Origin of the sequence: Myroides phaeus (assembly GCF_009799805.1) — a bacterium.
In the GTDB taxonomy this organism is placed as follows: Bacteria; Bacteroidota; Bacteroidia; order Flavobacteriales; family Flavobacteriaceae; genus Flavobacterium; species Flavobacterium phaeum_A.
Map to the genome: position 1 here is coordinate 271,079 of NZ_CP047050.1, position 23,235 is coordinate 294,313.

Consider the following 23,235-nt stretch of genomic DNA (forward strand, 5'->3'; position numbering starts at 1 on the left):
TTATAACTTCAACATATCTTTGAATTGTGTATATAACACACCTTCACTCAAAATAGCTCCTTGTTGAATAATAGAAAATAACTCCGCATTTCTATCTTCTCCAAATTTCTTTCCTCCGTGACGAATCTCAACTGCCTCTGTAAACACAGCATCAGATAACCATTGTAATCCTTCTTTTGTCAAGAAATCAATATCAGATTGTAAAGCTTTAATTACAATAGTATTAATCTCAGTATCGTCAAAACCAAATAAGAAAATATGACTTGGAGAATAATGCTCTAAATATTTAGCATTTGATAAAACTCCCTCCCAAATCAAATCAGAAAACACATCTAACTCTTGTTCAGCCACTTCTGGCTTCTCTGCTTTTATCTTATCCCATTCGTTTTTATCTATTTGCTGTGAAGCTAAAAAATTAGTAAACTCTGGGTGTAATTCTTCAAATTGTTCTTTCGTAAGACGGCTATACTTCATTGTAATATATTTTAAAAATCAAAAATACTAAATTCTAAACGTAATTAATATCAAAAAACTTATCTTATCTTTTATATCCACTAATCCTATTGAATAACAAGCATCTGAATAATTCAAATAAAAAATCTCTTTAAAACATTTAAGCTTTAAAGAGATTTATTTTATTTATATCCACTATTTATTTTAAAAACTGTTTACCTTGTTCTAACAAATTTTTATCATATTTCAACTCCTGAATCTCTTCATAGATTGGGTCGTAATATAGTTTCTTTGTCTTGATATCAAAAAACAAATGTTTAGCTCCTGCTATTCTATCCGGGTAGTCTTCATAAATAGTTATACCATAATAATTACCAAAAGCTTTACTTGCATCATTACTAACTTGAGGAGAAACATCTAACATCATACCAACTCCCTTTCCATCATTTTTAATAACTTCTGCCTTGAACTCATCACTTAAATAATACCCCATCTCACTTGACTTGACTATATTATAAACAAAGTCATAACTGTCAAAATCCTTGCTGTAAAACAACTTATCTTCTTGCTTAGATTCTTTCAACAATTTCTCAGGCTTTACCTTAAGTGACTTAGCTGTCAATTCTAAAATATAAGGAACATCTTCATATAAATTCTTTCGCTCTACTGAAGTCGGGTCTTTCAAAAACTTACCTTCAATAGAGTTTTCATCAACTACTTCCTCTATTTTTTCATCTTCTTCTCCAGGTTGTGCTACTTGCTCAATATTATCTTGAGGCTGTACTTCTTCAGTCTCTTTTTTACATTGTACTAACAATAAACACAAAGTTGAAACACAACACACTTTTAAAATAGTTCGAATCATAATATATAGAAAATTGGTAAAACCTAAAGATACAAAAAAAGGCCTTCCAATGGAGGGCCTTCTATATATATAATCAAAAAATGACTATTCTTGCTCAGCGATTACTTCGTAATCAACTTCAACGATTACATCACGGTGTAAACGAACGTTAGCAGTATATTTACCTAAACGTTTGATAACTCCTGAAGTGATGAATTTTCTGTCAATTTCTTGACCTTCTTTAGCGAATGCTTCAGCGATATTAGCGTTAGTAACAGATCCGAATAATTTTTCTCCACCTGCTTTAACAGCGATTTTAATATCTAAAGCTTTTAATGCTTCAGCAATAACTTTTGCGTCTGCAATTAATTTAGCTTCTTTGTGCGCTCTTTGTTTTAAGTTCTCAGCTAATACTTTCTTTGCAGAAGGTGTAGCTAAAACTGCCATTCCTTGAGGAATTAAGTAGTTACGTCCGTATCCTGGTTTAACAGTTACTACGTCGTCTTTGAAACCTAATTTTTGAACGTCTTGTTTTAAGATAATTTCCATGTTGATGTCCTTTTTAAAGAAGTTAGGTTTCACGGTGTGAAAACCAACAACTTAATTTGTTATTATTTTAATAAATCAGCTACGTATGGCATTAAAGCTAAGTGACGAGCTCTTTTTACCGCTACAGATACTTTTCTTTGGAATTTCAAAGAAGTTCCTGTTAAACGACGAGGAAGAATTTTTCCTTGTTCGTTAACGAATTTCAATAAGAAATCAGCATCTTTATAGTCAATATATTGGATTCCAGATTTTTTGAAACGACAGTACTTTTTAGCTTTGTTTGTTTCAATGTTTAAAGGCGTTAGATATCTGATATCTCCGTCTTTTTTACCTTTTGCAGATTGTTCTATACTTGACATAACAATTAAGCTTTTTTAGATTTTAATTTCTCTCTTCTTCTTTCAGCCCAAGAAATAGCGTGTTTGTCTAAAGTTACAGTTAAGAAACGCATAACTCTTTCATCACGTCTGAATTCAGTTTCTAAGCTAAGGATAACTTCTCCTGGAGCTTTGAATTCGAATAAGTGATAAAATCCACTTTTCTTGTGTTGGATTTCATAAGCTAATTTTTTTAAGCCCCAATCCTCTTTAGATACCATCTCTCCACCGCGAGAAGTAATAAATTCTTCGAATTTAATTACTGTTTCCTTTACCTGAGTTTCAGATAAAACGGGATTCAAGATGAAAACAGTTTCATAATGATTCATAAATACAAAATTTTATTTGTTACAAAATTGGGTGCAAAAATACAACTTGTTACCTTACAATCCAAATTGATATTTAATTTATTTCAATTTTAATATAAGTAGCAATCTGCCTCTTTTATACCTCAACTATATTTTTAAATTCTACTCTTCTTCTCTTTGAATTTTTTTATCTAACAGTTTCTCTGCATATACATAGATATCTTCAATAGATAAAGCAACTAAATCAACGTGTCCTCTTAACCAGTTCGCATTTAACTCAACAACATCTTCTTCTATATCAAAAAATTCGTCATTGTTTAACGCAATACTTGTTTGATGTGTAGCTGAATAATCAGCTTCTACAAATCCTTCAATCACTTCGTAATCCAAGCTTTTCAAAAGAGCAACTTGTTTTTTCAAAAATGCTTGGTGCTGTTTAGCCCCCATTTTTCCAAGTCCTTCTTCAACTACATCGAAAAATTCATAATCAGCTCCTGAGTTCCATACAATCTGAGAGAAGTTCCCTGTTTCATATTGGTCCAAGTAATAATCTACATAATAACTAACTAAAGCATCGTGATGAATATCCTCGTCAATAGAACCGCCTTCTTCGCGAATTAAGTTGACAACAGAAATATTTGAATAAACAATATCATAATGCTCTTCACTTTTCAACGCTTCATCGAAAACTACTATTTTTAAATTTTTCATATATCCTTTTTTTTATTTACGCTCCATAGTGTAGTAAACAAAAGTACATTTTAAGTTAGTATCACAAAAGATATTCTTATTAAACTTATGTAAATTATATCCTACTATTTCACTATGAACAAGTCCATAATAGCAATTCCTACCATAGCCTTTTTACTTTTTATATATCTTACTTAAAATTGCTCTTTAATAAAAACACAAATTCAATAACTTACAAAACTAATAAAAATCAACATTTGGTGTAACCTTTACAGAACGATAAGCGCCAATTGCTTCAAAACTCTTTAAAATACGCTTCACATTCTCCTTTGTTTTAACAAGAGGAACATTCTGCGGTATTTTAATTAGAATTACTCTTATATATTGATTTCGAATTCTATTAATAGCGGGTTCTTCAGGCCCTAATACAGGAATCCCTAATTGCTCTTTCAAATTATTATACAACCAAAAAGAAGCTTCGCGCAATTTCTCGAAATCTCGATGTTTTAAAGTCAAACGTACTAACCTATAGAATGGTGGGTATTTAAAATTATAGCGCTCATACATTTGTTCTTTATACATTCCGATATAATCATTATTCGTCACTTGTTGAATAATGTTGTGATAAGGATTAAAAGTTTGTATCACTACCCTCCCTTTTTTATCTTGTCTTCCTGCACGCCCTGCTACTTGAACCATCATTTGATAAGCGCGTTCGTGTGCTCTAAAATCAGGGTGATATAAACTATTGTCAGCATTCATAATACCAACTAAATTCACATTGCCAAAGTCAAATCCCTTAGCCAACATTTGTGTTCCCACCAATATATCTATCTGCCTATTTTCAAAGGCTTCTACAATCTTTTCATAACCGTGTTTCCCTCTTGTCGTATCTTGGTCCATACGGCCAATTCGCTTATTGGGAAACAACTCTCTTAACTCCTCTTCTACTTGCTCTGTTCCAAATCCTTTAGTATTCAAATCCACGCTGTGACAACGATAACATTGCTTTGGCATTGGAAGTGTATAACCACAATAGTGGCATCGCAATTCGTTTTTAAACTTGTGATACGTTAAACTCACGTCACAATGAGGACATTCAGGCACAGAACCACACGTCATACATTCTACTACTGGCGAGAAACCTCTTCTATTTTGAAACAAAATCACTTGTTCCTCCAAAGACAAAGCCATATTCATCGCTTCAATCAGATAATCAGAAAAGTGTCCCGTCATCTGTTTTCGCTTGTATTTATCTTTCACATCAACCAAAACAATTTCTGGCAGCACCACATTGGAATAACGTTTTGTCAATTGCACCAAACCATATTTGCCTTGTGTAGCATTGTAATAAGTTTCTAAACTTGGCGTTGCTGTACCTAAAATCACTTTCGCTTGGTGTTGCTTAGCTAATACAATAGCAGAATCACGCCCGTGATAACGCGGAGCAGGATCGTGCTGTTTGTAATTCCCTTCTTGCTCTTCATCTACAATAATCAACTGCAAATCTTGAAACGGCAAGAAAATAGACAAACGCGTACCAATAACAATCTTAGCTTTTTCTGATTGGTTCAACACTTGATCCCAAACCTCTAAACGTTCGTTGTGTGAATACTTCGAATTATACACCGCTACTTGGTTTCCAAAATAGTTTACTAAACGCGAAACTAACTGCGTTGTCAATCCTATTTCAGGTACTAAAAACAATATTTGTCCTTCTTGGGCTAAATATTTTTCAAGTAGTTTAATATAAACCTCTGTTTTTCCAGAAGCTGTAACCCCGTGAAGTAACACCACATCTTTCTGCTCAAAATGCTGTCCTATCTCCCACAGTGCTTTACTCTGCTCATCACTTAACTCAATCACATCTTGTTTAGCGTCGCCAAAAATAACCCGGTCTTGATTCAAATAATACTCTTCAAAAACACCTTTATCAATCAAAGCCTTGACAACAGCAGAAGAAGATTCTGACTCCTCTACCAATTGCTTTACTGTAATTGGTTTCTTAGCAACAGCATTCAACTGAAAAAACTTCAACACCATTTCGCGTTGCTTTTCTGCGCGCGATACTAATTGCATTAAATCCGCTAACCCATTCTCAGCCACATAAGGCTCAGCAATTTTCACATAGCGAATTTGTTTAGGTTTATACTTTTCAACCAGTTCTTCTTGCAAGAAAATCATTCCTTTTTCCAACAGAGAATTAATCACTGGAAACACTTTTTTACGATTTAGAATCGCAATAATTTCTTCTACTTTTAATATCGCTTGTTGTTGTAAAGCCTCGTATAACAAATATTCCGAATCATCTAAATCGTCTGGTGATACAGTATTTTTAGGATTATACTGTATTAAAGTCTCACTTTCTAAAAGTAATCTTGAAGGCATAGCACTCCTATATACCTCACCTATTGTACACAAATAGTAAGAAGCAATCCACTTCCACAAATCTATTTGCTTCTGTGTTACAACTGGAGTGATGTCTATGATCTCATTTATCTCCTTGGCTACATATACCTCGGGTACTCTATTGTGCTTTTCGATCACTATAGCTGTATAAACTTTAGACTTACCAAATGGTACAGCAACTCGCATCCCTATTTGGATGAAATCATATTCGGCTTCACTGATCTGATAAGTAAAAGTTGGTTCAACTGCAACAGGAACAATAACCTCAACAAAGTAGTACATCTTCAATTTTCTTTTTAATAAAAACAAAGATAAATAGTTTTAACTCGCTTTCCTCATCAGCGCACAGACTTCCTGCGATATATATTAGCAAAATTTACACTATACAAATACTCACTCCTTTTATTGAAGAAAAAAAGGCCATCTTTCGATGACCTTCTTAATATAATTTTTAAAATCTTATTCTGCTTTAACCCAAGTTTGCGTTCTACCTAATAATGATAGTCCAACATACCCTCTTACGTCAAGCTTATCTTTTCCATTTAATTTTACAGTGCATTTATACTGTTTTCCAGATTCCGGATCAGTGATTTTTCCTCCTGTATATTCATCACCTTTTTTCGTTAATCCTTTAATGATTACTAACCCTTCAATTGGTTTACCTTTCTCATCTCCCTCACACTTATCACAAGTTGGATTAGGTTTAGAAGGATTCAACAGTTTTTTTACTTGTCCGTAATACTTACCGTCTTTTTCGTAAATATTGATTATCGACTTCTCTTTTCCTGTATTGTCATCAATAGTCTTCCACTTTCCTACAATACTCTGTGCGTTCATTGATAAAGATACACCCAATACCATTATCAAGCAGGTTAAAAAATTCTTCATATTTCTTTGGATAGTTTAATGGTTATGCTTCAAATATACCTTTTTTTTTGACTTAAGTTTACTTATCGCTAAATTTAATTCAAAACCTAATAATAGGATCATACAGTTAATCCACAGGTAAAACATAACTACCAATAAAGTACCTATTGACCCATATAATTCGTTATAACGGGCAAAACGTAAAACATAAACACTGAACAAATAAGAGGTAAGAATATAAAGAACTGTAGTGAATACAGAACCTATCGAAATAAACGAAACGCGTTTTGTTTCTTTAGCACCAAATTTATACAGAATTGAAGTGGTCATTAAAACAACGAGTAATAAAAAAATACTTCTTGACCATTGTATTAATGTCGAATTTACGTCAAACTTATACATCGCTACTTCTAATACAACGTAAAAAGCTACTGAGAAAATAAGTAAAACTGCTAAGAAAACGGACAATACCAACGCAACTAAATACTGCCTAATAATATTACGCGAAATTGTAATATGGTAAGACGATTCAAACCCTCCAATTATCGCAAAGACTCCATTGGTCATTAAAAAGATAGACAGCAAGAATCCGGAAGATAATAATGAGCGATAACTATTATTCATAATATCGTGAATAATAGACTCAATTGCTTCAAAGGTGTTAGGAGGAACTGAGTTTTCAATAAACTGCATAAAGTCTAATTGAAAATTATCTAAGGGTATATAAGGTATAAGGTTTAAGATAAATAAAGCAAAAGGAAATAAAGCCATAAAGAAACTGAAAGCAATTGAACCTGCCCGATATGAAAAGGCTCCCTTTACAATTCCTACTAAATACAATTCAATAAGATCGTATAAAGAGTAACCTTCTAAAAAAGAAAAGCGTATCTTTTTTAAAAAGCCAACTACTTTATTTAGTACAGGAATTTTATCTATTTTACTTTCAATCTCTCTCGACATCTTTGCACTTTGTTATAAAAATACAGAATTATACTTTATAAAAAGTAATCTAACTCTCCTTTTTAACCTTGTTTTACAACACGGCTTTTAAACTTAAATCCATATTATATACTGAATGCGTTAGAGCACCTGAAGAAACATAGTTTACTCCACATAAAGCATATTCTCTAACGGTAGTTTCATCTATATTACCTGAGGACTCCGTTTGACATTGGTTTCCGATTAATTGCACTGCTTCTCTTGTCATATCATAATCAAAATTATCCAACAAGATACGGTGTACATTGTCACAAGCTAAGATTTGTTTTACCTCATCAATACTTCTTGCTTCAACAATAATCTTAAGATCTTTATTATTGTCTTTTAAATATTGATTTGTCTTTTCAATTGCTTGTTTGATTCCACCTGCAAAGTCTATGTGATTATCTTTCAACATAATCATATCGTATAACGCAAAACGGTGGTTCTCTCCTCCTGCAATTTTTACAGCCCATTTTTCAATTGCTCTAATTCCGGGTGTTGTTTTACGAGTGTCCAATATCTTCGTTCCCGTTCCTTCAAGTAAGTCAACAAACACACGCGTTTTAGTTGCAATAGCACTCATACGTTGCATAGCATTTAAAACCAATCGCTCTGCTTTTAAGATAGATTGTGAAGAACCCGAAACATATAAGACAATATCTCCTACTTTTACAGAAGTACCGTCTTTCACACATTCTTCCACAACTAATGAAGGGTCTACATAATTGAATACCATTTTAGCAAAATCAACTCCAGCAATAATACCGTCTTCTTTGACTAACAACTTTGCTTTTCCTGTTGCAGAAGCAGGAATACACGCTAATGAACTGTGATCTCCATCACCTACATCTTCTCTAATTGCGTTGCGAATAATAATATCTAACTCTGCCTTAAATTGTTCTACTGAAATCATATCAAAAAAATTTGCGATGCTAAAATAAGAAATGTTTAATGAACTCTCCCTTATCTAACATCGCAAAAAATGAATAATGTCTTTTTACTTATCCGATTTGTACGCCAATCATCTTGTAAAATTCTCTTAGAATAGCTGGATGTCCAGGCCAAGCTGGAGAGGTAACTAAGTTTCCGTCTACTACCGCTTTATCAGCATCTATTTCTTTGTAAACACCTCCTGCAACTGTAATATCTGGTCCAACTGCTGGATAAGCTGTTAAGGTTCTTCCCTTTAAAACATTTGCTGGTGTCAATACTTGAATACCGTGACAAATAGCTGCTACTGGTAAGTTCTTTTCAAAAAAGTATTGTACAAACTCAATTACTCTATGGTTTAATCTGATGTATTCTGATGATCTTCCTCCACAGATATATAATCCTGCATACTCTTCAATCTTCACTTCATCAAAAGACTTGTTAATTACAAAATTATGACCTCTTGATTCAGCATACGTCTGAAAACCAACAAAATCGTGAATAGCTGTTGCTATAACTTCATTTTTCTTTTTCCCTGGACATACTACATCTACATTCACTCCTACTGAAAGTAGTGCTTGATAAGGTACCATTACTTCATAATCCTCTACGAAGTCTCCTGCTAACATTAAAACTGTTTTTGCCATAATTATAATTTTTAATATTATTTCTTCTAAGATAAGTCATTATTTAAAACTCCAATGTTATTAAATTGTAAAAAAAAAAGAAGAAGTTTACCTCATCCATTTTTACTAACTTTATTACTTTAAACACAAAACAAACATTTACTATGAAAACTAAATTCTTAGCTTTTGCAATTTGCTTATTTACGCTTGTTAGCTGTAATCAAAAAGTAACTCCTCCACAAATGGAAACAGTGGACAATTTATACGCAATTGAGGTTCCAGGTACGTTAGCTGTTATGGAAGATTTGTATCCAGAGGCAGATTTACAATATGGAAACACATTTAAACAAGTATTTGTGGTTACTGCACACGAGGCAAAAGACAAAACGGCTTCTTTTGAAGCGTTTACTCAAAAGGCATTGGCTAACTATAATAAAAGACCAAACTACGAAGTAATCAAAGAGGAAGAGGTACGCATTAACGGCATTGCAGGTAAAATGTATGAGTTAAAAATGTCTCAGGGCACAGATCTAATGTTTATGTTACAAGTTGTATTGGATGGTAAAAAAGCAAACTATCAGTTCATTGGATGGACACAAGCGAACAATCAGGCTGCTGAAACAACGAATTTCATCAATACTTTATCTACTTTTAAAGAGATATAATAATTCTTAAAATTAAACTGTAATTAATTGACCACGAGTACTAATTGTCGTACCTTTATTGTACTCTTTTGATAAGAGTTAATATCACTCAATACAAATTAATTAATAAAGTTATCATGAAAAGATTAAACACTATTTTGGCATTAGCAATTACAAGTACAATGTTATTTTCTTGTGGAGAAAAAAAAGCTGATAACGCTACAACTGCACCTGAAACTACTACTGAGGCGCCAGCTGAAACAGCAGAAGTTCAAGGAGTACAAGTTACAATCACAGCTGACGACGCTATGAAATTCAGCCAAAATGAAATCCGTGTTCCTGTTGGAGAAAAAGTTACTTTAACTTTAAAACATACTGGAAAAATGGACAAAGCTATTATGGGACATAACTGGGTATTATTAAAACCAGGTACTGAATTAGCAGCATTTGCTGAAGAAGCTGCTAAAGCTACTGAGACAGATTATATCCCTGCTGAAGGAAAAGAAAACATTGTTGCTCACACTAAAACATTAGGTGGTGGACAATCTGATACAATTGAATTCACAATTACTGAAGCTGGTACTTATGATTTCTTATGTTCATTCCCTGCTCACTTCGCTATGATGCAAGGAAAATTAATTGCTGAATAGTCAATTCTATACAAAGCATATATGAAACAGGTTACTTCGGTAGCCTGTTTTTTTTGTCTTATTACTTCAAAAAGTACTGTTTCAAACGACAATCACTTCACTCTATTACTTGTTATTAGTCTAAATAAGCTTTTTACACATCCCTAATTTATGGTTAAGAACACTAAGCATATCACATATAAATAAGCTAAAAAACATTAAAATCTCACTCATCTACTTTTTTCATAAACAATCTCATTTAACCATCTTTATTAATATAAATGGAAACACTTCATTTTAAGAAGCTTATTTTTCTGATACATTGTTTCTTATCTGTAAGAATTGTACATTTGAACTAATTAAAATAAGCATTAAAATGAAAAAAATCGTATTATCATTAGCTGTTATAGCTACAATGACTCTTGCGTCTTGTGGTAACAAAAACGCAGATAAAGTAACAACTACTACTGAACAAGAAGTTGCGACTGAAAAAGGAGAAAAATTCAACGTAAACCTTACTGATAGTTATGTAACTTGGAAAGTAGGACACAAAGGTGGATTAGACCCAAGATTCGGTAAAATCTCTCTTCAATCTGGAGATATTGCTGTTGACGCTTCTGGTTTAAACGCTGGTAACTACGTAATGGATATGAATACAATTGCTGTAGATAGAGAATCTGTAAGCAAAGATGAAGATGTTGCTAAATTAGAAGGTCACTTAAAAAATGCTGACTTCTTTGACGTAGAAAAATACCCTACTGTTGCATTTGCAATCACTAAAGTAGAAGATTTTGATGCTACTAAAAATGAAAGCAAAATTGAAGGAGCTAACAAATTAGTTAGTGGAAACTTAACTATTTTAGACAACACTGTAAACATTACTTTCCCAGCTAAAGTAACTATCGCTGATGGTAAAACTACTGTTGAAGCTAACTTCGTAGCACAACGTACTGACTGGGGTATCAAATTTGGTACTGTTGATAAAACAGGTGCTGCTATTACTCCTGCTGAATGGGGAATTAGCCAAGATATGGAAATTGGAATTCACTTAGTTGCTGATAAAGTAACTGAATAATTCTTCAATTATACAATTTTTAGACAGAGCCACTCATATCGAGTGGCTTTTCTTTTGGCATTCTCTCATAGAATACACGCCTTGTTTTAAAAGAAATAAGTAACTTTGTAGTTCTTACATTAAAGGATTAAACAATTTTATAGTTTTTACAATAAAACTAAAAGCAACAGAAATAAGATTATGAAACATTTTGATATAGTGATAGTAGGTGGAGGTCCAATAGGGATAGCTTGCGGACTAGAAGCAAAAAAACAAGGGTTATCACACCTGATTGTTGAAAAAGGCTGTTTAGTTAATTCACTATATAATTATCCTGCTAATATGCAGTTCTTCTCTTCTTCTGAATTATTAGAATTAGATAACATTCCTTTTATCAGTATTGAAAAGAAGCCTCGTCGTAACGAAGCTTTAGAATACTACAGAAGAGTTGCATCTTCTAATGAATTAAACCTTCACTTATTTGAGCAAGTTTTAAGTGCTGACAAAAATAGCGAAGGACAATTTGAGGTAAAAACATCAAAAGATACTTACTTAGCTTCAAACGTTATTGTAGCTACAGGTTTCTACGACTTACCTAACAAATTGAATATTCCTGGTGAAGACTTACCAAAGCTTACACATTACTATAAAGACCCTCACTTCTACGCGAATATGAATGTTGTTGTTGTTGGGGCAAGTAACTCATCTGTTGATGCTGCATTAGAGTGCTACAGAAAAGGTGCTAAGGTTACAATGGTAGTTAGAGATAAAGAAATAAGTTCTCACGTAAAATACTGGGTTAAACCAGATATTGAAAATAGAATTGCAGAAGGAAGTATCAAAGCTTTATTTGAAAGTAACTTAACTTCTATTCAACCTAATTCGGTAACAGTTCAAACTCCTGAAGGAGAAGTTGAACTTGACAACGACTTCGTTTTAGCATTAACGGGGTACCGTCCGAATTTTGACTTTTTAAATCAATTGGGAGTGGAAATTGCAGATACGCAAGATAGAACTCCTATATACAATACAGAAACTATGGAAACGAATGTACCTAATTTATATTTGGCAGGTGTAGTATGCGGTGGACTAAACACGCACACTTGGTTTATAGAAAATTCTCGAATTCACGCTGTTTCTATTCTTACACACATCATCTCGAAATATCGATATCGTCGATATTAGGACTTGCATTCCTTACAAATCCCTTTGGCTACAACTTCTATATCATCTAATTGAAAACCTTGTGGTATTTCAATTTTAGGTATAGAAACTTGTGTTAGACAAATTGTCTTTTTGCATTTATTACACACAAAATGTAAATGAGTATCGTGGTGTTTATCTTCATCACATTCCTGAGAACATAATGCATATTGAGTAACGTTATTCGTAGTAATACTGTGAAGTAATCCTTTGCTTTCAAACGTTTTTACTGTCCGATAAATCGTAACTCGATCAGATTGGTCGAAACTTGCTTCGATATCTGCCAATGACACTGCTCCGTCTTGTTGTTTTAAATATTTTAAAACTAATAACCGCATTGCAGTAGGCTTTATCTTTTTTTCCTCCAATATGTTTTCTAATGTATTCATACCTCACATTTTTATATAAGCAAATATAAACAATGTTTAACCGAGAATAAACCCCATCCTTTTAGGTGTAAAAACATCTATTCTTAGCCAATTCCCCCAACATTAATTAAAGAAAATAAACAACTATTAGTATTATTATAAAAAATAAAAACATATATTTATTTTTTCACAATACTATAAACTAAAACATAACAAAAAGTGAATAGTAAAATTATTGGAAGTATCCTAATCATTGCTGGTACAGCAATTGGAGGAGGAATGTTAGCAATGCCAATTATCTCGTCGGGAGTTGGCTTTCCTGGTATAACGTTAATTATGGTTTTAATATGGTTAGCTATGTGCTATACCGCAATTTTATTGGTTGAAACCTACCGATATAATAATCCTGATGACGGATTGAGCACAATGACTTATAAATATTTAGGTAAGGCAGGTTCTATCGTTACAGGTATAAGTATGCTTACGTTAATGTATGCATTGGTTAGTGCTTATATCGCTGGTGGTAGTGATATCTTACGACTTAACCTTAGCAAATGGTTAGACATTGAGCTAACACCGCAAGCAACAGCTTTAATCTTCACTATCCTTTTTGGGGGTATTGTTGCCTTAGGTGCTCGTGTGGTTGATTTTGCTACGAAATGGCTATTCTTAATCAAATTAGGATTCCTATTGATCATTGTACTAATTATGTTTGGATATATCCGAATTGAAAACTTATTGCAATTACCAATGGAAAGAGCCTTAGTATTCTCTTCTATTCCAGTTATATTCACTTCTTTTGGTTTTCACATCGTAGTACCAAGTTTAGTGAAATACTTAGACGGAAACCTAAAGGACTTAAAGAAAGCTTTTGTTTATGGTAGCTTATTGCCTTTGATTGTTTACATCATCTGGCAATCGTCAATCTTAGGAAGTATAAATCCACAAGTATTCTTTGACATCATACAAGAAAACAAAGGATTAGAAGGAATGATTAAAGCTGTTAGTACAGTTTCTCAATCAAACTGGCTACAAATACCGATTAACGTATTTACTGCAGCGGCAATATTAACCTCTTTTTTAGGTGTTGCCCTTGCCTTATTTGATTATATAAAAGATTTAGCAAAGAAAAAATCATTTTCTAAACGCCCTTTTATAATTTATCTAATTACTTTTATTCCTCCTCTACTTTTTGCATTATACTATCCTAAAGGATTTGTTGTTGCTTTAAGTTATGCTGCAATATCCGTAGTAATTACATCGCTTTTTATACCAATTTTAATGTATATCAAAGTAAAGCAAGAAAGAAAAGAGAAAATCTCTTTCTTTCAAAAGATAGCTTTCACATTAATTATGGCATTTGGAATAGCTATTTTAATTATTCAAACATTAATGACAATGGGAAAACTCCCAATATTAGACTAATGAAAACAAAACACACAGATCAACTCAATTTAATTTAAAAAAGAAAAAATAATGCAAAGAATTATCGGAAGTATCCTTATTGTAGCAGGGACTACAATTGGAGCAGGAATGTTAGCAATGCCAATTATATCAGCAAATGTAGGTTTTAGCTTTATGGCTTTAATCTTATTCTGTATCTGGTTTGCTATGTTTTATACTTCTATACTTCTTGTTGACGTATATAAATATAATTCGCCTAACGACGGACTAAATACCCTTACCATAAAGTATCTTGGTAAACCTGGGGCTATTGTTACAGCAATTAGTATGCTTACATTAATGTATGCTTTAGTGAGTGCATATATCACTGGAGGTGGAGAAATACTTAGAACAAACTTAGAACTGTGGTTAGAGAGAGAAATATCTCCTCAAATTACGGCTGTGTTGTTTGCTGTTATGTTTGGTGGTATTATCGCGTTTGGAACAAGAATAGTTGATATAAGTACAAAGATTGTATTTAGTATTAAACTACTGTTTTTATGTGTTGTAATCGGTTTATTACTGCCTAAAATTGAGGCAGCACACTTAGCGTTTACACCCACAACTGCTTTACCGGTATTAGCAACAATACCAGTTGTATTTACCAGTTTTGGTTTTTATGTTGTTATTCCAAGTTTAGTAAAATACTTAGATGGTAACTTAAAACAATTAAAATGGGTGTTCTTTATCGGAAGTATTATTCCATTGGTATTGTACTTAATTTGGGAACTTACAATTTTAGGAAATATCGAAAGCACAGCTTTTAATGTTATATTACAAGAGAACTCAGGACTTGAGGGATTACTAAAAGCGATTCGTAAAATACAAGATTCAAATGTAATTAAAGTTGCTTTCAACATATTTGCGGCGGCAGCTATTCTAACATCGTTCTGGGGAGTAGCACTTTCTTTAAGTGATTACATCAAAGATTTAGGGAAAAACAGACCAATGGTAAACCATAGTATATCGGCAACTTTATTGACTTTTATACCGCCTTTAATGTTTGCTCTTTTCTACCCTGACGGATTTATTATTGCCTTAGGATATGCTTCCGTTTCGTTAGTAATCTTAGCCTTAGTAATGCCTATGTTAATGCTTAAAAAAGCACAACAACAAGCAGGTGAACAGCAACCTATTTTACAAAAGATTGCTTTTGTTTTCTTATGGGGATTATCTGCTTTGATTATTGTACTACAAGGGTTAATGGTCGCTAAAATATTACCAGCGTATTAAGAAAACATATACACTGTGATGAACCGACTTAATCTACATTAAGAAATTTGTAGATTAAGTCGGTTTTTTATTTATAAACCACACAATACCAATACCTTTACTATTATTAATTAAAAACAGTACAGTATGAAAAGTATAATTTTAATAGGAGCAACAGGATATGTGGGACAAGCTTTGTTAGCTGAATTCACAGAGAGAGGTTTTCAAGTAAATGCAATTGCTCGAAATACGCAAAACATTCCGAGTACTCGCTTAGTTACGCCAATCGAAATGGATGTAACTAAAGATCACCAATTAGAAAACATCCTAAAAGAAGGAGACATTGTAGTTAGTGCTTTCAACGCTGGATGGACAAATCCAAACTTATATGACGATTTTACAAAAGGTGTGAATGCTATTCACCGAGCTGTAAAAAATTCAAATGCAGATCGATTAATCGTAATTGGAGGAGCTGGTACTTTATATGTAAAATCAGATTTACAATTAGTAGATACTCCTGAATTCCCAGCAGCTATCAAACCAGGTGCTACAGCAGTACGCGATTATTTCCAAAACACTTTATCAAAAGAAACAGCATTCAAATGGACGTATTTTAGCCCTGCTATTGAAATGAAACCTGGAAATGCAGGAGAGCGAACTGGTTATTATAGATTAGGGGTAAACAGCCCAGTATTTGATTGTGAAAACAGAAGTAGAATCTCCGTTGAAGATGTAGCAGTAGCTATTGCAGACGAAATTACAACACCTCAATTTATAAACAGACAGTTTACTATTGGATACTAAAACAAAAAAGGAGCTCAATTGAGCTCCTTTTATTTTCTATAACTATGCCTCTTTTGAAATAATATAACGCACTACGTGCTCTGCTGAATGCAATCCAAATAAAGCAGGCATCCAACTATTTGTACCAAAAAACGACTTTTTAAAGTTTTTTCCGTCTGTCATTTTTAAGCTACTCTCATCTGGTTTCTCTGTTGAAAAAACTGCTTTTACGCCTGATGAGATACCTTCTTTTTTTAAACGCTTGCGTATTTGTTTTGCCAACGGACAAACATCCGTTTTAGCTATGTCTTTAATCACAATTTTGTTCGCTTGCATTTTACCACCTGCTCCCATATTGCTGATTACTTTTACTTTCTTACGCTTAGCTGCTAAAATCAAATTAACTTTTGGCGTTACACTGTCAATACAATCCAACACATAGTCAAAATCTTCTGTTACGATTTCGTGTGCTCTTTCTGGAGAGATAAACTCTTCTATACGCGTTAAGTTCAATGCAGGATTAATATCCATCAATCTATCTCCTACTACTTGTACTTTTGGCATTCCTACTGTAGAGTGCAATGCTGGCAACTGTCTATTTATATTGGTAATATCAACAGTATCTCCATCTACAATTGTCATTGTTCCTACGCCTGCTCTTGCTAAAAACTCAGCAGCAAATGAACCAACTCCTCCTAATCCTACAACTAACACTTTTGCATTTTGTAGTTTTTGTAACCCTTCTTCCTTAAACAGTAATTCTGCTCTTTCTTGCCAAACCGCCATCTATTATTAACGTTTTAATCAGCTTAACGCTGTAATTATATATTAAATATCTCTCTAAAATTCGCTTCTATTTGTGCTTCAATATCTGGTGCTACTGTCATTGCTTTATGATAAACAGCTTCTATACTTACATCCTTTGCATCATCGGTTTCTAAAAACACCTTCTCTTTAGGCATTGCTTGGAATACCTCAACTAATGCAGGTTTGCTTAATAAGGCTTTGCCAAATGACAGATAAAAACCGTTCTTGATTAAGCTATCTGCTACTTGTTTGTTCTTATTAAACCCGTGAACAATCAGTGGTACAGAAATATGCAACTCTTTTTTTAAAGCAATAACTTCTTGATAGGCTGAAACGAGGTGCAAAATTACTGCTTTTTTGTACTTTTCTGCAAGTAGTAATTGCGCTGAAAACACTTTTATTTGCAGTTCTAACGGAATAGCTATCTTTTTATCTAAACCACACTCTCCTATCGCTAAGCAGTTTGCTTGTAATAACTGTTCTTCTAAAACAGTTAATTCCTTCTGCCAACTTGTTTCTTCTATATACCACGGATGTATTCCTACAGAGTAATGAGGAACTACAACATTTACTTGCATAGGATATTGATTTACTATTTCAATTCCCTCAAATAAATTAGTTGAATGATGTGTATGTAAGTTGATTTTCATTAATGCGAATATAAAAAAATGCCTCTAAAAAGAAATACTCTTTAGAGGCATAAATTTCAAAACAACAAGTTGTTTCTATTATTTCAATCCAGCTAAGCTGTGTTCAATAGTTGCAATCTTAGCTAAAGCATCTGCTTCTTTCTTTTTCTCGTTATCAACAACTTGAGCAGGAGCACCACTAACGAATTTCTCATTAGATAATTTTCCTTGTACTGAACGCAAGAATCCTTTTAAGTATTTCAACTCTTCTTCCAATTTAGCTACTTCTTCTTCTAAATTCACACTTCCTGTAACTGGAATAAAGTACTCATTAGAATTAACACGGTAAGACAATGCACCACTTACTTGCTCTGTTACATATTCGATAACCTCAACATTTCCTAATTTAGAAATGATAGTATCAAAATAAGTTGAAGCCTTTTCGTTGTTTATTACTTTTAAATCGATAGTCTCTTTAAAAGAAATATTCTTGTCTTTACGAATTGTTCTAATACCAGCGATAACCTCAGTAGCAAACTCAAACTCTTTAATCAAGTTTTCGTCAAACTCTTTAATTGCAGGCCAAGCAGATACTACTAATGCGTCTTCTGCTGTACGCTCGCTGATGTGTTGCCAAATTTCTTCTGATAAGAAAGGCATAAATGGATGTAACAACTTCAAGTTAGCCTCTAACAATTCAATTGTTTTATTGAATGTTTTAGCGTCAATTGGTTGTTGGTATCCTGGTTTAATCATCTCTAAGAACCAAGAACAGAAATCATCCCATACTAATTTATAGATAGCCATTAAAGCATCTGAAATTCTGTATTTTTCAAAGTGGTCTTCAATCTCCACTAATGTTTTTTGCAATTTAGCTTCGTACCACGCTAAAGAAACTTTAGCTGATTCTGGTTGCTCTAATGTTTCAGAAACTTCCCATCCTTTTACTAAACGGAATGCGTTCCATACTTTATTTGTAAACGCTTTACCTTGGTTACAAAGTTCTTCGTCAAACAAGATATCATTTCCTGCAGCAGCAGATAACAATAATCCAACACGAACACCATCAGCACCAAACTTCTCAATTAATCCTAATGCATCTGGAGAGTTTCCTAATGATTTAGACATCTTACGACGTTGAGCATCTCTTACAATACCTGTGAAGTACACATTAGTAAATGGTTTTTTACCAGTGTATTCATACCCAGCCATAATCATACGAGCAACCCAGAAGAAGATAATATCCGGTCCTGTTACTAAATCATTTGTAGGATAATAGTAATTAAACTCGTCATTCTCTGGTTTAGAAACTCCATTGAATACTGCCATTGGCCATAACCAAGAAGAGAACCAAGTATCTAATGCATCGTCATCTTGTTTTAAATCAGCAACAGTTAATGCAGCATTACCTGATTTAGTTTTTGCTAATTCAACTGCTTGTTCAATTGTTTCAGCAACAACGAAATCTTCTTTTCCAGCTCCGTAATAGAAAGCAGGAATTTGGTGTCCCCACCACAACTGACGAGAGATATTCCAATCGCGGATGTTCTCTAACCAACTTCTGTACGTATTGTTATAACGACTTGGGTATAACTTTACATCTTCTGTTTCCATAACAGCAGCTAAAGCAGGTTTAGCTAAATCTTCCATTTTCAAGAACCATTGGTCTGAAAGTCTTGGTTCGATAACTGCTTTTGTACGCTCAGATGTACCAACGTTATTGATATAATTTTCTACTTTGTCTAACGCACCGATAGAAGCTAATTCGTCTTCAATCTCTTTACGTACAACAAAACGGTCTTTACCTTTATAATGTAAACCTAAATCATTTAAAGTAGCATCTTCATTAAAGATATCAATGATCTCTAAATTGTGTCTTTCTCCTAAATCTTTATCGTTTACATCGTGTGCAGGAGTTACTTTTAAACATCCTGTTCCGAATTCCATATCAACGTATTCGTCAAAAATAATTGGAATAACACGGTTACAAATTGGAACGATAGCTTTCTTACCTTTTAAATGAGTATAACGCTCATCATTTGGGTTAATACAGATAGCCGAATCCCCTAAGATTGTTTCAGGACGAGTAGTTGCAATAACTAAATAATCCTCAGAACCTTCAATTTTGTATTTTAAGTGGTACAATTTACCTTGGCGTTCTTCATAGATAACCTCTTCATCAGAAAGCGTAGTTTTAGCTTCTGGATCCCAGTTAACCATTCTGTACCCTCTATAAATCAACCCTTTGTTATATAAATCAACAAAAGACTTAATCACTTGTTCTGACATCTCAGGATCCATTGTAAACTTCGTACGGTCCCAATCACAAGAACAACCTAATTTTTTAAGTTGCTCTAAAATTACTCCACCATACTCTTCAGTCCAATCCCAAGCGTGTACTAAAAACTCTTCGCGTGTTAAATCGTTCTTATTGATTCCCTGCTCTTTCAATTTAGCGACGACTTTAGCTTCAGTAGCGATAGAAGCGTGATCCGTTCCAGGTACCCAACAAGCGTTAAGCCCTTTTAAACGTGCACGACGAATTAATACATCTTGAATTGTATTGTTTAACATATGCCCCATATGTAATACTCCAGTCACGTTTGGTGGCGGAATTACAATTGTGTAAGGCTCTCTATGATCAGGTGTTGAATGAAAATACTTATTTTCCATCCAGTACTGATACCACTTTTGCTCTACTTGCTTAGCGTCGAATTGTGCAGGTATTGTCATTATACTATTAATTTTACTTGTTTTTAACATTTCTTCAATGCCTTAGCAACATAAACTATACATTGCTTTACATTTAAACAAAAGGTACATAAATTTTTTTTACGTATCTTTGTAGTATGCAAAAATAGTGGATTACAAATCAATTACAAAAAATTACTTTCTTAGATTGTAAGTATAATTAACTTGTTTGTTTTCCGAAAATTTATAAATTTACATAACACGAAAATAATAGACAATGAAAAAAATGTTAGCATTATTAGTTTTGGTATTGACAAGTGCAATTACATTCGCACAAAACGGACCAAAAATCGAGTTTAAAGCAGAGAATAACACAATTGACTACGGAACTGTTGTAAAGGGTAAAGACAATGGTGTTAGAACTTTTGAGTTTACTAACATTGGAGACGAACCTCTTATCATCACAGCTGTACGCTCTACTTGCGGATGTACTGTACCTTCTAAACCAGAAGAACCAGTATTACCAGGACAAAAAGGAAAAATTGATATTAAATACAATATGGCTCCTGGAAAAATTAGTAGAACAATCACTGTTGAATCTAATGCAACGAACTACATCAATGGTGTAGTAGCTTTAAGAATTAAAGGTGAGGTTGTAACAAACTAAGCACAGAGTAAACAAGTATAAAAAGAGGACTTATCGCAATGATAAGTCCTCTTTCTTTTTAACCGCTTTGAACAGATAGTACTTTTTCTATAAAGTTTAAGTACAACAAAAAAGGGACTACCTCAGCTATTGAAGTAGTCCCTTTATATTTTATGTCGTATTCTTTTTATTGTTTAAAGAAAATATTATTAGCAATAGCCTTTTCTAAATTCTTAACTTCCTTAACCTGAACTTTAGATTCAAATCCGCGTATATGCTTTGTATGGTGAATATCAGAACCAACAAAATCAATCATATCGTTGTTCAATAAATAATTGGCAGCCTCTAATACGTGTCCCCCATAATATCCTGTGGTCGATAACAAATTCATCTGAAACTGACAACCAGACTTTTTCAACTTCTTATACATCTCTAAGTTTCCGTGATAAAAGTTGTAACGCTCAGGGTGAGCTAATACAATATTATATCCGTTTGACTTTAAATGAAATAAAATATCCATTAATTGAATAGGTGGATTCACATAAGACATCTCAACAAGAACATAATTATCTTTTAACGTAAGCAGTTGTTCTGTTTCAATTCGCTTCAGAAAACTCTCATCCATCATATACTCAGACGCCACTCTTAACTTTAAAGACTCTGCCTCACTTGCTAAAACCGTTTTAACCTCATCATACTTAGCCAATATTCCTTCTTTGGTGTTATCCCATACTAATGGTGTTGTATGCGGTGTAGTAATCGCCTGATCAAATCCTAAAGATTTCATCGCACTAATTATAGTTTTAGTGTCCTCTTGCGTCTGTGCCCCATCGTCAATACCAAACATCAAATGCGAGTGAATATCAACAAAGTTATTCGGAATAAGGTCTTTTAATACAGGTTTTGATTTAAAAAATGAAAACATAGCTCTTTTCTTTTATTTACAATTTTATTTGGCCATTACCCAACTTCTACTACTTCTCATATCAATAGCTAAACTAACTACTGTTAAGAAGAAAAGTGGCAAGGTTACAATTAGTTTTTCACTCGATAAGTTTAAAACTACATACAAAAATAAGGAAACAAATAGTAACATTTGTACAATCTTCAAAATGATATACTTTCTTCTAACAAATGGAAGCACCAAAAATAATGGGCTACATAGCAAAATGGTATTATTACTTAAAAGCTCTGAATGCAAAGAGTAAAAGCCTACTGCGAAAAAGAAAACACCTAATACCCCCATTAGAATGAAATAAGCATTTCTAACCATTTGAAACGTATTCAAATACGTTAGCAATAAAACAACGGCACTAAATAACCAAATTGTATTCCACCACACACCGTTATTCTCTTCCTTTTTGTTTTCCTCTAAAACGGTAAAAGTTTCCTTTACCAATGGCTTCCCGTCAATTGTAGTTTCAGCAATCCCCTTCATCAACTTATCGGGTAAAAACAATGAAGTTGACTTTTGGTCAACCTTTGAACCAAAAATAAGGTTGATCCCTAACAACTCGAAATATCTACTCTTTAAGTAAGTGTTCAAAATAGTTCGATACTCTTCGCGATTTCCCTCAATATCTGTATTCAAGGGTTTAGAAAGATTATGGTTTAAAATATCCCCTACTTTAGTTGTACAGTTTTGGTCAATAAACTTATACACGTAGTACTTATTCTCTTCTTTCAACGAATTGTTTAGCTCTTCCCAAATAGCTTGTTTCTGCTCTTGTGACAAATTAAGCACTTGTTCATAAACAGCGCGATTGTCATAATAGTACCCTACTAAAAAATTCTTGTAAGTAGAGTAATCAGCAAAATAAAGTAAATCCCCTTTTACAAACTTTCCGTAGAAGTTAGGTGTAGAAAAGTCAAACATTCCGTAGTTATACACTCTGTCAATTCCCTCCATCGGGTCATTTACTCTAATTGCAGTATGCCCAAACAAAGAATACAGTTCATCTCCTACCCCACAAGTTAACACCGTTATCTCTGCTCGCTCAGAAAGCGCTCGCTCATTTGCAAATACAGCTTGCCCTATCCAAAAAAACAAAAACAAGTACAGTATATTTCTCATTATTTATCTAATTTATTG

At 33.3% G+C, this 23,235-nt stretch carries 25 protein-coding genes; 8 read left to right on the top strand and 17 right to left on the bottom strand.

What is annotated here, in order from left to right:
• From GQS07_RS01215 to GQS07_RS01265, 11 genes are all read right to left on the bottom strand, one after another.
• A complete protein-coding gene (locus GQS07_RS01215; RefSeq protein WP_090410110.1) occupies positions 1–474 on the bottom strand; it encodes a DUF6495 family protein in 474 nt (157 codons plus the stop codon).
• A gap of 178 nt (positions 475–652) precedes the next feature.
• Positions 653–1,318, bottom strand: coding sequence for a hypothetical protein (locus tag GQS07_RS01220; protein ID WP_158209286.1), 666 nt, complete (start codon positions 1,316–1,318; stop codon positions 653–655).
• An 84-nt stretch (positions 1,319–1,402) separates the two neighbouring features.
• Complete coding sequence (gene rplI / locus GQS07_RS01225) at positions 1,403–1,846, bottom strand: 50S ribosomal protein L9 (RefSeq protein WP_090410107.1); 444 nt, start codon at positions 1,844–1,846, stop codon at positions 1,403–1,405.
• A 62-nt stretch (positions 1,847–1,908) separates the two neighbouring features.
• Positions 1,909–2,205 carry a 30S ribosomal protein S18 gene (gene rpsR / locus GQS07_RS01230; RefSeq protein WP_090410105.1) on the bottom strand — a complete coding sequence of 99 codons (297 nt, stop codon included), beginning with the start codon at positions 2,203–2,205 and terminating at the stop codon, positions 1,909–1,911.
• Positions 2,206–2,210: 5 nt separating this feature from the next.
• The gene (gene rpsF / locus GQS07_RS01235; protein ID WP_090410103.1) at positions 2,211–2,552 is read right to left on the bottom strand and encodes a 30S ribosomal protein S6; all 342 of its coding nucleotides are present in this window, start codon (positions 2,550–2,552) and stop codon (positions 2,211–2,213) included.
• A 141-nt stretch (positions 2,553–2,693) separates the two neighbouring features.
• On the bottom strand, positions 2,694–3,242 hold the full coding sequence (locus GQS07_RS01240) for a DUF4375 domain-containing protein (RefSeq protein ID WP_158209287.1): 549 nt from the start codon (positions 3,240–3,242) through the stop codon (positions 2,694–2,696).
• Positions 3,243–3,461: 219 nt separating this feature from the next.
• Entirely contained in the window at positions 3,462–5,912 is a 2,451-nt protein-coding gene (gene priA / locus GQS07_RS01245; RefSeq protein WP_158209288.1) for a primosomal protein N', read from the bottom strand.
• Positions 5,913–6,089: 177 nt separating this feature from the next.
• A complete protein-coding gene (locus GQS07_RS01250) occupies positions 6,090–6,518 on the bottom strand; it encodes a DUF2147 domain-containing protein (protein WP_158209289.1) in 429 nt (142 codons plus the stop codon).
• Between the two features lie 15 nt (positions 6,519–6,533).
• Entirely contained in the window at positions 6,534–7,457 is a 924-nt protein-coding gene (locus GQS07_RS01255; protein ID WP_158209290.1) for a YihY/virulence factor BrkB family protein, read from the bottom strand.
• 73 nt (positions 7,458–7,530) lie between these two features.
• A complete protein-coding gene (nadC, locus tag GQS07_RS01260) occupies positions 7,531–8,391 on the bottom strand; it encodes a carboxylating nicotinate-nucleotide diphosphorylase (protein WP_158209291.1) in 861 nt (286 codons plus the stop codon).
• Positions 8,392–8,479: 88 nt separating this feature from the next.
• Positions 8,480–9,055: a DJ-1/PfpI family protein gene (locus tag GQS07_RS01265; protein ID WP_158209292.1), complete on the bottom strand. Its 576-nt coding sequence runs from the start codon at positions 9,053–9,055 to the stop codon at positions 8,480–8,482.
• A gap of 143 nt (positions 9,056–9,198) precedes the next feature.
• Here GQS07_RS01265 and GQS07_RS01270 point away from each other — a divergent pair, with 143 nt between their 5' ends.
• The 4 genes from GQS07_RS01270 to GQS07_RS01285 all read left to right on the top strand — a co-directional run bounded on the left by GQS07_RS01270 (position 9,199) and on the right by GQS07_RS01285 (position 12,546).
• Positions 9,199–9,699 (top strand): hypothetical protein, encoded by a 501-nt coding sequence (locus GQS07_RS01270; RefSeq protein WP_158209293.1) that lies wholly within the window; start codon positions 9,199–9,201, stop codon positions 9,697–9,699.
• A gap of 116 nt (positions 9,700–9,815) precedes the next feature.
• The gene (gene azu / locus GQS07_RS01275; protein WP_158209294.1) at positions 9,816–10,328 is read left to right on the top strand and encodes an azurin; all 513 of its coding nucleotides are present in this window, start codon (positions 9,816–9,818) and stop codon (positions 10,326–10,328) included.
• A gap of 355 nt (positions 10,329–10,683) precedes the next feature.
• Positions 10,684–11,382 (top strand): YceI family protein, encoded by a 699-nt coding sequence (locus GQS07_RS01280; RefSeq protein WP_158209295.1) that lies wholly within the window; start codon positions 10,684–10,686, stop codon positions 11,380–11,382.
• Between the two features lie 180 nt (positions 11,383–11,562).
• Positions 11,563–12,546 (top strand): YpdA family putative bacillithiol disulfide reductase, encoded by a 984-nt coding sequence (locus GQS07_RS01285; RefSeq protein ID WP_158209296.1) that lies wholly within the window; start codon positions 11,563–11,565, stop codon positions 12,544–12,546.
• Here the strand turns inward: GQS07_RS01285 and GQS07_RS01290 are convergent.
• Positions 12,543–12,953 carry a Fur family transcriptional regulator gene (locus GQS07_RS01290; RefSeq protein ID WP_158209297.1) on the bottom strand — a complete coding sequence of 137 codons (411 nt, stop codon included), beginning with the start codon at positions 12,951–12,953 and terminating at the stop codon, positions 12,543–12,545. The two genes, GQS07_RS01285 and GQS07_RS01290, sit on opposite strands and share 4 nt — an antisense overlap.
• 198 nt (positions 12,954–13,151) lie before the next feature.
• On the opposite strand from GQS07_RS01290, the gene GQS07_RS01295 reads away from it, so the two are divergent.
• The 3 genes from GQS07_RS01295 (at position 13,152) to GQS07_RS01305 (ending at position 16,391) form a co-directional block, all read left to right on the top strand.
• The gene (locus GQS07_RS01295) at positions 13,152–14,357 is read left to right on the top strand and encodes an aromatic amino acid transport family protein (protein ID WP_158209298.1); all 1,206 of its coding nucleotides are present in this window, start codon (positions 13,152–13,154) and stop codon (positions 14,355–14,357) included.
• A gap of 51 nt (positions 14,358–14,408) precedes the next feature.
• Positions 14,409–15,608: an aromatic amino acid transport family protein gene (locus GQS07_RS01300; protein WP_158209299.1), complete on the top strand. Its 1,200-nt coding sequence runs from the start codon at positions 14,409–14,411 to the stop codon at positions 15,606–15,608.
• 126 nt (positions 15,609–15,734) lie between these two features.
• On the top strand, positions 15,735–16,391 hold the full coding sequence (locus GQS07_RS01305) for an NAD(P)-dependent oxidoreductase (protein WP_158209300.1): 657 nt from the start codon (positions 15,735–15,737) through the stop codon (positions 16,389–16,391).
• A 42-nt stretch (positions 16,392–16,433) separates the two neighbouring features.
• Here GQS07_RS01305 and GQS07_RS01310 read toward each other — a convergent pair whose 3' ends face one another.
• From GQS07_RS01310 to GQS07_RS01320, 3 genes are all read right to left on the bottom strand, one after another.
• Positions 16,434–17,156, bottom strand: a complete 723-nt coding sequence (locus tag GQS07_RS01310) for a ThiF family adenylyltransferase (protein WP_158209301.1) — start codon at positions 17,154–17,156, stop codon at positions 16,434–16,436.
• Positions 17,157–17,191: 35 nt separating this feature from the next.
• Positions 17,192–17,827, bottom strand: a complete 636-nt coding sequence (locus GQS07_RS01315; RefSeq protein ID WP_158209302.1) for a TatD family hydrolase — start codon at positions 17,825–17,827, stop codon at positions 17,192–17,194.
• A gap of 78 nt (positions 17,828–17,905) precedes the next feature.
• Positions 17,906–20,539, bottom strand: coding sequence for a valine--tRNA ligase (locus GQS07_RS01320; protein WP_158209303.1), 2,634 nt, complete (start codon positions 20,537–20,539; stop codon positions 17,906–17,908).
• 235 nt (positions 20,540–20,774) lie between these two features.
• Between GQS07_RS01320 and GQS07_RS01325 the strand changes: the two genes are divergently transcribed.
• Entirely contained in the window at positions 20,775–21,164 is a 390-nt protein-coding gene (locus GQS07_RS01325; protein WP_158209304.1) for a DUF1573 domain-containing protein, read from the top strand.
• A 166-nt stretch (positions 21,165–21,330) separates the two neighbouring features.
• Here GQS07_RS01325 and GQS07_RS01330 read toward each other — a convergent pair whose 3' ends face one another.
• Both GQS07_RS01330 and GQS07_RS01335 read right to left on the bottom strand, forming a co-directional pair.
• Positions 21,331–22,068 carry a tyrosine-protein phosphatase gene (locus tag GQS07_RS01330; protein ID WP_158209305.1) on the bottom strand — a complete coding sequence of 246 codons (738 nt, stop codon included), beginning with the start codon at positions 22,066–22,068 and terminating at the stop codon, positions 21,331–21,333.
• A gap of 24 nt (positions 22,069–22,092) precedes the next feature.
• The gene (locus tag GQS07_RS01335; RefSeq protein WP_233269295.1) at positions 22,093–23,217 is read right to left on the bottom strand and encodes a DUF4105 domain-containing protein; all 1,125 of its coding nucleotides are present in this window, start codon (positions 23,215–23,217) and stop codon (positions 22,093–22,095) included.
• Between the last annotated feature and the right edge of the window lie 18 nt (positions 23,218–23,235).

Excerpts from the sequence above, each read along its gene's own strand:
- GQS07_RS01215 (WP_090410110.1), bottom strand. The coding sequence starts at position 474 with ATGAAGTATAGCCGTCTTACGAAAGAACAATTTGAAGAATTACACCCA.
- GQS07_RS01220 (WP_158209286.1), bottom strand. The coding sequence starts at position 1,318 with ATGATTCGAACTATTTTAAAAGTGTGTTGTGTTTCAACTTTGTGTTTA.
- rplI (WP_090410107.1), bottom strand. The coding sequence starts at position 1,846 with ATGGAAATTATCTTAAAACAAGACGTTCAAAAATTAGGTTTCAAAGAC.
- rpsR (WP_090410105.1), bottom strand. The coding sequence starts at position 2,205 with ATGTCAAGTATAGAACAATCTGCAAAAGGTAAAAAAGACGGAGATATC.
- rpsF (WP_090410103.1), bottom strand. The coding sequence starts at position 2,552 with ATGAATCATTATGAAACTGTTTTCATCTTGAATCCCGTTTTATCTGAA.
- GQS07_RS01240 (WP_158209287.1), bottom strand. The coding sequence starts at position 3,242 with ATGAAAAATTTAAAAATAGTAGTTTTCGATGAAGCGTTGAAAAGTGAA.
- priA (WP_158209288.1), bottom strand. The coding sequence starts at position 5,912 with ATGTACTACTTTGTTGAGGTTATTGTTCCTGTTGCAGTTGAACCAACT.
- GQS07_RS01250 (WP_158209289.1), bottom strand. The coding sequence starts at position 6,518 with ATGAAGAATTTTTTAACCTGCTTGATAATGGTATTGGGTGTATCTTTA.
- GQS07_RS01255 (WP_158209290.1), bottom strand. The coding sequence starts at position 7,457 with ATGTCGAGAGAGATTGAAAGTAAAATAGATAAAATTCCTGTACTAAAT.
- nadC (WP_158209291.1), bottom strand. The coding sequence starts at position 8,391 with ATGATTTCAGTAGAACAATTTAAGGCAGAGTTAGATATTATTATTCGC.
- GQS07_RS01265 (WP_158209292.1), bottom strand. The coding sequence starts at position 9,055 with ATGGCAAAAACAGTTTTAATGTTAGCAGGAGACTTCGTAGAGGATTAT.
- GQS07_RS01270 (WP_158209293.1), top strand. The coding sequence starts at position 9,199 with ATGAAAACTAAATTCTTAGCTTTTGCAATTTGCTTATTTACGCTTGTT.
- azu (WP_158209294.1), top strand. The coding sequence starts at position 9,816 with ATGAAAAGATTAAACACTATTTTGGCATTAGCAATTACAAGTACAATG.
- GQS07_RS01280 (WP_158209295.1), top strand. The coding sequence starts at position 10,684 with ATGAAAAAAATCGTATTATCATTAGCTGTTATAGCTACAATGACTCTT.
- GQS07_RS01285 (WP_158209296.1), top strand. The coding sequence starts at position 11,563 with ATGAAACATTTTGATATAGTGATAGTAGGTGGAGGTCCAATAGGGATA.
- GQS07_RS01290 (WP_158209297.1), bottom strand. The coding sequence starts at position 12,953 with ATGAATACATTAGAAAACATATTGGAGGAAAAAAAGATAAAGCCTACT.
- GQS07_RS01300 (WP_158209299.1), top strand. The coding sequence starts at position 14,409 with ATGCAAAGAATTATCGGAAGTATCCTTATTGTAGCAGGGACTACAATT.
- GQS07_RS01305 (WP_158209300.1), top strand. The coding sequence starts at position 15,735 with ATGAAAAGTATAATTTTAATAGGAGCAACAGGATATGTGGGACAAGCT.
- GQS07_RS01310 (WP_158209301.1), bottom strand. The coding sequence starts at position 17,156 with ATGGCGGTTTGGCAAGAAAGAGCAGAATTACTGTTTAAGGAAGAAGGG.
- GQS07_RS01315 (WP_158209302.1), bottom strand. The coding sequence starts at position 17,827 with ATGAAAATCAACTTACATACACATCATTCAACTAATTTATTTGAGGGA.
- GQS07_RS01320 (WP_158209303.1), bottom strand. The coding sequence starts at position 20,539 with ATGACAATACCTGCACAATTCGACGCTAAGCAAGTAGAGCAAAAGTGG.
- GQS07_RS01325 (WP_158209304.1), top strand. The coding sequence starts at position 20,775 with ATGAAAAAAATGTTAGCATTATTAGTTTTGGTATTGACAAGTGCAATT.
- GQS07_RS01330 (WP_158209305.1), bottom strand. The coding sequence starts at position 22,068 with ATGTTTTCATTTTTTAAATCAAAACCTGTATTAAAAGACCTTATTCCG.
- GQS07_RS01335 (WP_233269295.1), bottom strand. The coding sequence starts at position 23,217 with ATGAGAAATATACTGTACTTGTTTTTGTTTTTTTGGATAGGGCAAGCT.